General features: G+C 69.0%; 10 protein-coding genes. 6 read left to right on the top strand and 4 right to left on the bottom strand.

What is annotated here, in order from left to right; translation table 11 throughout:
• Window positions 1-57: 57 nt before the first annotated feature.
• Entirely contained in the window at window positions 58-651 is a 594-nt protein-coding gene (locus tag ACFVMC_RS10500) for a PPA1309 family protein (RefSeq protein ID WP_379208829.1), read from the top strand.
• A gap of 1 nt (window position 652) precedes the next feature.
• On the opposite strand, the gene ACFVMC_RS10495 is transcribed toward ACFVMC_RS10500, so the two are convergent.
• The gene (locus tag ACFVMC_RS10495; RefSeq protein ID WP_379208827.1) at window positions 653-1,684 is read right to left on the bottom strand and encodes a PDZ domain-containing protein; all 1,032 of its coding nucleotides are present in this window, start codon (window positions 1,682-1,684) and stop codon (window positions 653-655) included.
• Between the two features lie 127 nt (window positions 1,685-1,811).
• On the opposite strand from ACFVMC_RS10495, the gene ACFVMC_RS10490 reads away from it, so the two are divergent.
• From ACFVMC_RS10490 to ACFVMC_RS10480, 3 genes are all read left to right on the top strand, one after another.
• Window positions 1,812-3,218 (top strand): zinc-dependent metalloprotease, encoded by a 1,407-nt coding sequence (locus ACFVMC_RS10490; RefSeq protein ID WP_379208825.1) that lies wholly within the window; start codon window positions 1,812-1,814, stop codon window positions 3,216-3,218.
• 87 nt (window positions 3,219-3,305) lie between these two features.
• Window positions 3,306-4,187, top strand: coding sequence for a hypothetical protein (locus ACFVMC_RS10485; RefSeq protein ID WP_379208824.1), 882 nt, complete (start codon window positions 3,306-3,308; stop codon window positions 4,185-4,187).
• Between the two features lie 58 nt (window positions 4,188-4,245).
• Window positions 4,246-5,595, top strand: a complete 1,350-nt coding sequence (locus ACFVMC_RS10480) for an ABC1 kinase family protein (protein ID WP_379208822.1) — start codon at window positions 4,246-4,248, stop codon at window positions 5,593-5,595.
• 222 nt (window positions 5,596-5,817) lie between these two features.
• On the opposite strand, the gene ACFVMC_RS10475 is transcribed toward ACFVMC_RS10480, so the two are convergent.
• Together ACFVMC_RS10475 and ACFVMC_RS10470 are read right to left on the bottom strand one after the other, a co-directional pair.
• Window positions 5,818-6,141: a WhiB family transcriptional regulator gene (locus ACFVMC_RS10475; RefSeq protein WP_379208821.1), complete on the bottom strand. Its 324-nt coding sequence runs from the start codon at window positions 6,139-6,141 to the stop codon at window positions 5,818-5,820.
• 648 nt (window positions 6,142-6,789) lie between these two features.
• Window positions 6,790-8,931: an ATP-dependent DNA helicase UvrD2 gene (locus ACFVMC_RS10470; protein WP_379209513.1), complete on the bottom strand. Its 2,142-nt coding sequence runs from the start codon at window positions 8,929-8,931 to the stop codon at window positions 6,790-6,792.
• Between the two features lie 78 nt (window positions 8,932-9,009).
• Between ACFVMC_RS10470 and ACFVMC_RS10465 the strand changes: the two genes are divergently transcribed.
• Complete coding sequence (locus tag ACFVMC_RS10465; protein WP_379208819.1) at window positions 9,010-10,248, top strand: low temperature requirement protein A; 1,239 nt, start codon at window positions 9,010-9,012, stop codon at window positions 10,246-10,248.
• Between the two features lie 35 nt (window positions 10,249-10,283).
• Entirely contained in the window at window positions 10,284-10,514 is a 231-nt protein-coding gene (locus ACFVMC_RS10460) for a mycoredoxin (RefSeq protein WP_379209511.1), read from the top strand.
• Here ACFVMC_RS10460 and nudC read toward each other — a convergent pair.
• Window positions 10,511-11,413 (bottom strand): NAD(+) diphosphatase, encoded by a 903-nt coding sequence (gene nudC / locus ACFVMC_RS10455; RefSeq protein ID WP_379208817.1) that lies wholly within the window; start codon window positions 11,411-11,413, stop codon window positions 10,511-10,513. The two genes, ACFVMC_RS10460 and nudC, sit on opposite strands and share 4 nt — an antisense overlap.
• Window positions 11,414-11,423 lie beyond the last annotated feature (10 nt).

Here is an 11,423-nt window from a genome sequence, read left to right as displayed (position 1 = left end):
ACCGGTCTCCTGCGGTGTCCCGGCCCGAGTCCGGATAAGTGATGCGAGGATGTTTCGGTGACCGCAGACCTGCACGCCGAACTCGTTCTGTCCCGCGCCGTGCGCGAAGTAGCGGAATTCGCCGACGCCGAGGGGTGGGGGCGCCCACCGCAGATGTTCGCGCTGGTGCCCACCGCCGACCTGGTCGCCGCCGAACCCGGCCTGCTCGACCAGCTGGATCAGGGCAACGAACTGACTCCCATTGCCCAGGAAGCCTTCCCGGACGACATCACCGGCGGATCCATGGCGCTCGACGAATTCCTCGCCACCACCACCTGGCCGCCCGCCGTCAAAGGCTGCGTGCTGGTGCAGGAGATCGTGGTACTGCCGCCCACCGCGGAGAGCACCCTGGACGACGCGCTCGGCCCGCTGCTCGCCGACCACGAGGCGGCCGACGCCGCCGCCGCTGCCGCCGCGCGGGCGCACCCCGAACGCCGCGCCGCCCGCCTGTTCGCGGGTGTGCTGCGTGAGGGAATGTCGCTGGCGCTGTTGCAGCTCGCGCCCGAGGAGGACGAGAGCTTCCCGGCACTGGATCTGCGCACCTATCCGAACCTGGCTCCGAATGTGCTCGAGGCCCTGCACCACACCTTCGAGCAGGACTCCTTCGACTAACTCACCCGGCCGCGCAGCTCACCGGCTCGCGGCCCTCGTTGATGTCCGCCAGGGACTGCACCGCGCCGTCCAGGGTTTCGACCTTGACCAGGCGCAGGCCCTCGGGCGTGCGGGCCCGGGCCTCGTTGCAGTTGGCGGCGGGCACCAGGAAGGTCTCCGCGCCCGCCTCGCGCGCCGCGATCATCTTGTACTGGATGCCGCCGATCGGGCCGACCTTGCCGTCTCCATCGATGGTGCCGGTGCCCGCGACGAACTTGCCGCCGTCGAGCTCACCCGGGGAGAGCTTGTCGATGAGCGCGAGACTGAACATCAGGCCGGCGGACGGCCCGCCGATATCGGCGAGATTGAAGGTGACCTGCATGGGCGGGCGTGACGCCTCGGCCGGGGTGACACCGAGGTAGCCCTTGGCCGGGTCGTCGGGACGGGCGGCCAGGGTGATCTCGACGGCCTGCTCGGCGTTGTCACGGCGCACGACGACCCCCAGTTTGCTGCCGGGCGCCTGCCCGGACACCGCGGTCACCACATCCCGTGCCGTGGCGACGGGCGTGCCGTTGATGCTGACGAACTCGTCCCCCGGCTGGAGCACATCCTTGGCGGGACCGTCGTCGCCGACCTTGCGCACCAGCACCACGGTCGGCAGTTTCAGAAAGCGCAGCGCGGCGATCTCGGCATTGCCCTCGGAATCCTTGAAGTCCTGCTGGTTGGACTTGTCGATCTCCTCACGCGGAACACCGGGCGGGTACACCTCGGCGCGCGGGACCAGGCCGTGATCACCGCTGGCCCAGAAGCCGAATGCCTCGAAGAGGTTCAGGCCGTCGCGCACCGACACCGTGGTCATATTGAGATGCCCGGTCGTCGGATCGACCTCGGTGCCCTGCACGTCGACGACTTGCTTGCCGTCCACCTCACCGAGCGTATTGAACGTGGGGCCCGGGCCGAGTGCGACATACGGCACAGAGACGACGGTACCGAGCAGCCCGAGGACGAGCACCGGGACGAGGGCGGCCAGCAGGGTCCAGATCCGACGATTCACCCGGCCCACCTTAGTGATAGGCGCTGTCGTCGCGGCGGTGGAGGCGGCTTTCGGGGTCCGCGCGTCGATCACTGTTTCGCGGTGCGCGAACAGCGTCGGGCCGGGCGCAACGAGTAGCGTTGGAGGCATGAGTGACTTGCCGTTCGGCTTCTCGGACCGTGACGACGACGATGCGCGCAAACGTGGCGAATCGCAGGGCTCGGGGGCCGATAACCCGTTCAGCTTCGCCGTCGGCGGCTCCGGCGCGGGTTTCGACCCGTCGCAGCTGGGCCAGATGCTGACGCAGCTGGGTCAGATGCTGAGCGGTATGGGTCAGCCGGGCAGCGCGCAGTCCGGTCCGGTCAACTACGACGTGGCCAAGCGCCTGGCGCGCCAGCAGCTGGGCGCGAATCTCACGCCGGTCTCCGAGAGCACCGCCAAGGCCATCGCCGATGCCGCGCACCTGGCCGAACTCTGGCTCGACGGCGCGACCACGCTGCCCGCGGGCGCGAGCAAGACCGCCGCCTGGACCGCCAACGACTGGATCGAGGAGACGGTACCGACCTGGAAGCGGCTCTGCGATCCGGTGGCGCAGCAGGTCAACGGCATGTGGACGGCGCAGCTGCCGGAAGAGGCCAAGGATATGGCCGCGCCGATGATGGGCATGCTCAGCCAGATGGGCGGCCTGGCCTTCGGCTCGCAGCTCGGGCAGGCGCTCGGCCAGCTCGCCCAGGAGGTGCTGACCTCGACCGATATCGGCCTGCCGCTCGGCCCGAGCGGCACGGCGGCACTGCTGCCCGCGGCGATCTCGGAGTTCAGTGCGGGCCTGGAGCAGCCGGAGAGCGAGATCATGGTGTTCCTTGCCGCGCGCGAGGCCGCCCACCAGCGTCTGTTCGGCCATGTGCCGTGGCTGCGCCAGCAGGTGCTCGGCGCGGTGGAGAGCTACGCGCGCGGAATCAAGATGGATTTCTCCGCCCTCGAGGAGGCCGCGCAGGGCATCGACCCGATGGCGCTGAGCGATCCGGCCAAGCTGCAGGAGTTGCTGTCGCAGGGTGCGTTCGAACCGCAGACCAGCCCGGAACAGAAGCAGGCGCTGGAGCGGCTGGAGACGCTGCTGGCCCTGATCGAGGGCTGGGTGCAGGTCGTGGTGGCCGAGGCGGTCGGTGACCGGCTGCCGGGCGCGGGCGCACTGGCCGAGACGCTGCGGCGCCGGCGCGCGACCGGCGGTCCGGCGGAGCAGACCTTCGCCACCCTGGTCGGCCTGGAGCTGCGGCCGCGCAAGCTGCGCGAGGCGGCGGCGCTGTGGAAGCGGCTCACCGACGACGCGGGGATGGAAAAGCGCGATGGAGTGTGGGCGCATCCGGATCTGCTGCCCGACTCCGACGACCTGGATCATCCGGCCGGCTTCATCGATTCGGTGATCGGCGGCGGCGCCGGCGCCTTCGACGACCCGCTGGCGCAGCTGGCCGAAACCGAGGCGCGTGAGCGGGAATCCGGCGGCGCGGCCGAGTCCGAGGACAAGGGCGACGGCCCGGAGGACACCGGCAAGTCCTAGCGATCGTCATGTGAAAATCGGGAAACCCCTGTGTGCAACAGGGGTTTTCGTCATTCTCGGCCGCAGCCGGGCACCGATACTCGGGTCATGACATCGACACCTCTCGCCCCTACCGGACACCGCGGCCCGATGCTGCATCCCCGGGTCACCATTCTGGTCCGCCCGTCCGGCGCGGTGCAGCTGGGCTGGGATCCGGCCACCGCGGTCGTGCTCGACCCGGACGAGCTCGACACCTCCCGGGTGCTCAGCTTCCTCCGCTTACTCGACGGCATGCACACCCATCCCCAGATCCTTTGGCGCGCCGGGGAATCCGGGATCACACCGGACCAGGCGCAGACCCTGCTCGCCGCGATCGACGAAGCCGGTCTGCTCAGCCGTCCCGACCCGGCGGGCGGGCGGATCAGGTCGGTTCGGGTGCACGGTTTCGGGCCGCTCGCCGACGCGATCAGCAATGGCGTGCGGCGCTTGGGTATTCGCCCGGAGCGATCCCGCGGGTACACCGCGAACACGGCGGTCGGCAGCTGGACCTGCGGGCTGGTACTGCTCACCGATGACGCCGTGATCGACCCGCGCCTCGCCAACGACCTTGTCCTGCATGGCATTCCGCATCTTCCGGTGCGAATTCGGGACGGCCGCGGACTGGTCGGCCCGCTGGTGCTGCCCGGCCGCAGTAGCTGCCTGCGCTGCGCCGATCTGACCCGGACCGATCTCGACCCGGCCTGGCCGCATCTGGCCGCCCAGCTGCTCGGCCGGGTCGGGCAGGCTTCCACCCCCGCCGTCACGGCCACCGCGGCGCTGGCACTGGGCGAGCTGGAGCTGATCGCGCGCGGCTCGGCCGATCAGACCTTGGCCACCCTCGACTGCACCCTGGAGCTGGAGTTGGAGTCCTATCGGATTCGGCGCCGGGAGTGGGCGCCGCATCCCGCATGCGGTTGCCGCGCCGTTTGCCCAGGTGGACCCGATGAGTGACGTACGAGTCTCGAGATTGCCATGGCATACCCCCGGGTCCGTCGGCCATGATGGGTACGTGTCTGAGATTGTGCGCCGTCGCTCATCCCGAAATGCCAAGTTGGCCAAGATACCGCTGGGCATCGCCGGGCGAGCCGCCGTCGGATTCGGCAAGAAACTGGCCGGCGGCGACAAGTCCGAGATCAACGCCCAGCTCAATCAGAAGGCCGCGGAGCAGTTGTTCACCGTGCTGGGTGAACTCAAAGGCGGCGCAATGAAATTCGGCCAGGCGCTGAGCGTCATGGAGGCCGCGATCCCGGAGGAGTTCGGCGAGCACTATCGCGAAGCGCTGACCAAACTCCAGGCCGCCGCGCCGCCGATGCCCGCCGCCACCGTGCACCGCGTGCTCGATATGCAGCTCGGCACCGGGTGGCGGCAGCGATTCCAGTCCTTCGACGACACACCGGCCGCCTCGGCGAGCATCGGGCAGGTACACAAGGCGGTGTGGTCGGACGGCCGCGTCGTGGCGGTGAAGGTCCAGTACCCGGGCGCGGACGAGGCGTTGCGCGCCGATCTCAAGACCCTGTCGCGAATGACCGGCCTGATCGCGACGGTGATCCCGGGCGCGGACGTCAAACCGATCCTCGCCGAGATCACCGAGCGCACCGAGGAGGAGCTGGATTACCGCAATGAGGCGCGCCATCAGCGCGCCTTCGCACAGGCCTTCGACGGGCATCCGCGCGTGGTGATCCCCAAGGTGGTCGCGGGCGCGCCGAAGGTGATCGTCACCGAATGGCTGGACGGCACCCCGGTTTCCAAGATCATCGCCGAGGGCGCCGCCGATCCGGCGGGCACCCACGAGCTGCGCAACCGGGTCGCCGGGCTGATGGGCGAGTTCCACTTCTCCTCCCCCGAGATCGCCGGGTTGCTGCACGCCGACCCGCATCCCGGGAACTTCATGATGCTGCCCGACGGCAGACTCGCGGTCCTCGACTTCGGCGCGTGCGCGCCGCTGCCCGACGGCTTCCCGTCGATCCTGGGCCAGATCCTCGGGCTGGCCGTCGAAGAGCACTTCGACGAACTCACCCGTGTGCTCTACGACAACGGCTGGATCATCCCGGGCCGCACCGTCACCCATCAGGAGATCGGCGATTTCCTGCGGCCCTTCACCGACCCGATCCGGACCGAGTCGTTCCACTTCACCCGCAAATGGATGCAGCGGGTCGCGGGTAAGGCCACCGACATCACCAGTGCGGAGATGAAAACCTCACGGGCCATGCAGCTTCCGGCCGAGCACGTGATGATCTTCCGGGTGCTCGGCGGATCGGTCGGCATCCTGGCCCAGCTCGACGCGGAACTTCCGTTCATGGGCCTGGCCAATCAGTGGCTGCCCGGATTGCGCGAGGAGCGCGGCGAACTCACCGGCTGAGCGTCACGCCCCGCCCGGTCCAGCCGACACCCCGACGGCTGGACCGAGCGATACGCGCATCGCCTGTCCCACAACGCAAACGAACCGCCCACCCGTGAACACGGTGAGCGGTTCGTATGCTTTCTCGTTCCTGGGCGCGCCAGCGGACCGATACGGCCCGCGGGGCCACAGCGACCGGAGGGAGGTATGCCGTCGATCTCGGCACGAGGGGGCTGTCCCCGCTCATGCCGGGATCGCGACCTTGCGCGGGCGACCACGCGGGCGCTTGCGGGCAATCACGACACCCTGGTCGAAGATCTCACCGCCCCACACGCCCCACGGCTCGGCCCGATCGATGGCCGCGCTCAGGCAGCCCTTCCGAATGGGGCAGGAGGCACACAGCGCCTTGGCCTGCTCCAGTTGCGCCGGGCTCTCGGCGAACCAGAGATCGGGATCTCCGGCACGGCAAGGGACCGGGTTGGTGACCTCCCGGGAGCGAGTGGATCGTGCCACGGTGCGGCATGTCACATCGGTAGAAGCGGCTTGTGGCCACTCAGCGGTGAACACGTCGGTTCTCCTTCAGCTCGTTGTGCAGCGGTTCGTATTCTTTTTCCACGAAACCGGTTCCAAAGGGCTGAAGAGCCGCTTAAAAACAATGGCCACGGTTTCGCGTTGTGCGATCCGTGGCCAGAAGGTCTGGGGGTGTCCCCTACCTAGTTCGACATCTGTGTCGAATTCTGATCACGGTCGCTGGGTGTTCTGCGGTGCGGAGGCGGTTCGCCATATCGATTCCGGGAATCGCGACGGGGTTTGCACCCGACGGCTCATAACCGGCATCGGCGGCGAATGCACCGGCTGCTGCTTGGGCAGCTGCCGGATGCCAGGCACCGTTGGGCTTGTCCGACTGGCGCTTGCCGCCACCGGACAGACCGATCCCCTGCAGAGCGGAGATCCCCCGGGAGGCGGACATGACTGCGCCAACCGCGACGCTGAGAGCGTCGAAGCCGCGTACTGTGCTTGTGCTGTTCATTGGTCTGCCTCCCTCCTTGTCTCGTTCGATCCGTCAACAACTGTGCGCGCTGGGATCACCTCCCGGTGCGTGTTCCCACCATATGCAATGCGGCACGAACCGACAACCTATTTTCTACCTGCGGTTTTGGAGAATTCTCCGAGTCCGGCTCGGGTGCGGCCGAATTCGGACACGCGTGCGTTCGATCACTGCGCGCGGCTGCGCACCCGCGAGGCGACGATGGCGAGCACGTCCGCCCCGTAGTCGGTGATCTTCTTGGCTCCGATGCCCGCGATCGCCGCCAGCGCCCGATCATCGGCGGGCAACTGCTCGGCGATCGCGGTCAGCGTGGTGTCGGTGAAGATCACGAATTCCTTGACGCGCTGCGCCTCGGCCTTCTCGGCACGCCACTCCTTCAATGCCTCGAGCAGGACGGCATCCACCTCGGCCGGGCAGCGGCGACACCGGCCCAGCATGGTGGCATAGGTCCCGATCAGCGGTTTCGCGCAGACCCGGCAGGACGGGCGGATCCCGCCGCCCTTCCGCTCCGGCGCGGGCGCGGCGATCCGCGAGGCCGGCGAGTCATCGGGGACCAGGCCGTTCAGGAATCGGGAGCGCCGCCGGGTCCGGCGACTGCCCTGGTTACGCGACAGCGCCCAGGACAGGCGCAGATGTTCCCGGGCCCGGGTGACGCCCACGTAGAACAGCCGCCGCTCCTCCTCCAGGGCGGCGACATCGGCGACCGCGCCGTCGCCGGCGAGCACATGCTGGATCGGCAGGGTGCCGTCGACCAGTCCGACCAGGAATACCGCGTCCCACTCCAGGCCCTTGGCGGCGTGCAGCGAGGCCAGGGTGACGCCCTGCACGGTGGGTGGATGCCGGGCTTCCGCGCGAGCGGCCAGCTCACGCAGCAGACCGCCGAGGTCGAGTTCCGTCTCGACGGCCGTCAACTCCTCGGTGAGCCGGACGAGCGCGAGCAGCGACTGCCACTTCTCTCGCGCCTGCGCGCCCGCGGGCTCGGTCGCGGTCAGCCCGACCGGGGCCAGCACCGCCTGCACCAGGGTGACCAGGCCCGGGCCGCTGCGGGATGCCGCGGGGAGATCCTCGCGCGCGGCCGCTTGGCGCAGCACGGTGACCGCCTGCCTGACCTCGGGGCGGTGGAAGAAACCCTCACCGCCGCGGACCTGATATGGGATATCCCGCTCGGTGAGCGCCTGCTCATAGGCTTCGGACTGGGCATTGATCCGATAGAGCACCGCGATCTCCGCCGCCGGGACGCCCGCGGCTGTCAACGCCTTGATCTGCTCGGCCACGGCGGACGCCTCGGCCCCGGCGTCGTCGTATTCGGCGAAGCCCGGTTCCGGGCCGTCGGGCCGCTGGCCGATCAATTGCAGCCTGGTCCCCGCGATCCGGCCGCGCGCGGCGCCGATCACCCGGTTGGCCAGCGAGACCACCTGCGGTGTCGACCGGTAGTCACGTTCCAGGCGGACCACCGTCGCCTCCGGGAAACGCCGCGAGAAATCCAGCAGGAAGTTCGGGGTGGCGCCGGTGAAGGAGTAGATGGTCTGGTTGGCATCGCCGACCACGGTCAGATCGTCTCGATCGCCGAGCCAGGCATCCAGGACGCGCTGTTGCAGCGGGGTGACGTCCTGATACTCGTCGACGACGAAACTGCGGTAGCGACTGCGGAATTCGTCGGCGACGGCGGAATAGTCCTCCAGCGCGGCCGCGGTGTGCAGCAGCAGGTCGTCGAAGTCGAGCAGCAGACCGTCCGAGGAGGTCTTCAGACTCTCGTAGGCGGCGTACACCTCCGCGATCCGGGCCGGGTCGTACGGTGTCTCGCGCCGATGCTTGGCGACGGCCGCCGGATAGTCCTCGGGCGCGATCAGCGTGCCCTTCGCCCATTCGATCTCGCTGAGCAGATCCCGGACGCTGTCCGTGGCCGCCGACAGACCGGCCCGATGCGCGGCCTGCGCCACGATCGGGAACTTCCCGTCGATCAGCCGCCACGGCACATCGCCGACGACCTGCGGCCAGAAGTACTTGAGCTGCCGCAGCGCGGCCGCGTGAAAGGTGCGGGCCTGCACCTGATTCGCCTCGCCGCCGAGCCCGAGCTCACGCAGGCGACCGCGCATCTCACCCGCCGCCCGCGCCGTGAATGTCACCGCCAGCACCTGATCGGCCTTCACATGCCCCGCCGACACCAGATGCCCGATCCGATGCGTGATCGTGCGCGTCTTGCCCGTCCCCGCACCCGCTAGCACGCACACGGGCCCTCGCGGCGCCTGCACGGCGGCAGCCTGTTCGGGATCCAGGGCAGCGAGATCGAGTGGCACGCGCTCCATCATGACAGCCGGGTCCGACACCGCGACGCGCCCCGGCGCGCCGATCGCCACCGCCGACCCGCCAGGACTTTACTGATCACCGTGACCATCGCGACGCCACCGGAGTCGGCACAAACCCACGAGCGGCACGCCTCGTGGATGGAGTTGTTCTTCGATCTGGTCGCCGTCGCGGGCATCCAGCAGCTCACCCATCTGCTGCACCACGGGCCCACACTCGCCGACTTCGGCCTGTATGCGGTGCTCTACCTGGCCTTTTGGATGGCCTGGGCGGTCATCATGCTGTACGGCAATATCGCCCGCGATCACACCCGTGTACCGCTCATGCTGGCGGCGATGCTCGGGCTCGGCGTGATGGCGGCGGCCGTGGCCGGACTTCCGCAGCGGCACGCGACCGCGTTCGCCGCGGTCTACGTGGTCCTGCGGATCGCCTCGGGCTCGCTCTGGGGACGCGGCAAGGTCGTGGTGGACTGGCCGATCATCGAGATGGGCGCCGGCGTGGCGCCCTGGATCGTCTCGCTCTGGGTACCTGCACCGTGGAAGTACTGGTGCTGGGCCGTCGGATTGGCGATCGACCTGCTGATCATGTTCTTCATCAGCGGGGAACGGCTGCTCGCCGGGGTCCAGGACCAGTTCGACCGGCGCCTGAAACGGCTGCGCAAGCATCGGGACATCGATGCAGCCCAGGTGCCGAGTATCGAGGCGGTGCACGCCGATCCGGTGCACCTCGGTGAACGGCTCGGACTGTACGTGATCATCGTGCTCGGCGAGGGGGTGATCGCCATCATCGCCGCGCTCGGCGACCAGGCCTGGACGCCCCGGAATCTGGCACTGGGCTTCGGCGCCTTCGTGATCCTGGCCGGGCTGTGGGCGTTGAGCCTGCTGTACGGCGGCGTGGTGGCCCGGCTGCTGGGCGGTGCGATACCGGAAACCGTGCTGTCGCGGCGGCACCTGATGGTCATGCACTGCTTCCTCACCGGCGCGCTCGCCACCATCGCCGGCGGGCTCGGACTCACCATCGGCCACGCCGGGCACCTCGGCACCGGCATCGGCTGGACGCTGAGTGGTGGTGCGGCCGCGTACTTCGCGATCACCGCCGTCGTCGGGCTGCGGACACCGACGGGCTGGCGGTGGAGTGTGACCTGGCCGGTGCCGTGCACGCTGGTCGCCGTCGCACTCGGGATCGCCGCGCCGCGGCTCGGCGCACTGTGGCTGATCTACGGGGTGGCCGCGATCATTGGGTGGGCGCTGCTGTGGGAGCACCGGACCGAACGCGGGCTGCGGCGCGCGAAGCAGGAACAGGATGGGGGCGCAGGGCGTTGAATGGTTCCGTGACTGACTCGAAGGTTGACCTGACCATGTACTCGACCACCTGGTGTGGCTACTGCCGACGGCTGAAGAAGCAGCTGGAGGAGTCCGGCATCAGCTACGTGGAGATCGATATCGAACAGGACCCGGCCTCGGCCGAGTTCGTCGGCAGCGTCAACAACGGCAATCACGTCGTGCCGACGGTGAAGTTCGCCGACGGCTCCACGGCGACCAATCCGTCGCTGTCCGCCGTCAAGGAGCAACTGGCCGCGCTGGCCTAACCGTCCAGGGCAGCCCAGGACTCCACGATGGTGCGGGCGATGGAGATCGACCCGGGCAGCAGCAGGCGCTGCCCGGTGCGCTGCGCGGACCAGTCACCCACCGCCAGTGCGTCGCGGACCTCGGCGCGACTGAACCAGTACGCCTCGGCGATCTCGCCATCGGAGAACGTCAGCGGCTGGTCCGGGTCGGCGACCGCGGCGAAACCGAGCATCAGCGAGCGCGGGAACGGCCACGGCTGACTACCCAGGTAGTGGATGTCGCGCACGTCGACGCCGACCTCCTCCTTCACCTCCCGCTCCACACACCGTTCCAGCGATTCACCGGCCTCCACGAAACCGGCCAGCAGCGAGAACAGCGTCTCCGGCCAGGTGTGCTGTCGCGCCAGCAGCACCCGGTCGGCGCCGTCGTGGATCAGGCAGATCACCGCGGGGTCGATCCGCGGGAATTCCTCGAAACCACTCTCGGTGACCCGCGACCAGCCACCCTTCGAAGCCATCGTCACACTGCCGTCGGCGGCATGGAATCCGGCGTTGTCGTGCCAATTCAACAGGGCGACGGCGGTGGACAGCAGATTCGCGGTGTAATCGTCGACGTCGTTCCCGGCGGCCCGCAGATCACGCAGGGCGCCGGCGATCTCGTTGTCCCGCACGGCCCACACGTGCACGCCCTCGCCCCAGCCGAGGAACACCGCCGCCGGGCTCGGCTCGGCCGACAACTCGATCGCCGCGTCCAGCACCGGAACCGCATCGGTGAACCGGACCTGCCCGCGCTTGTTCACCCGGAGCAGCCGGGCCTGCGCCCAGCCTTCTTTCAGCGCCTGCTCATCGGCGCGGACCTCCTCGGCCCGATCGACGGCAGAACGCGACAGCAAGGGAACACCATTCAGCTGAAACGACACACCGCGAGCC

Origin of the sequence: Nocardia sp. NPDC127579, from assembly GCF_042672005.1 — a bacterium.
GTDB lineage: Bacteria > Actinomycetota > Actinomycetes > Mycobacteriales > Mycobacteriaceae > Nocardia.
Note: the sequence above shows the minus strand (reverse complement) of the source record. Positions and strands in the feature narration are given on the sequence as shown.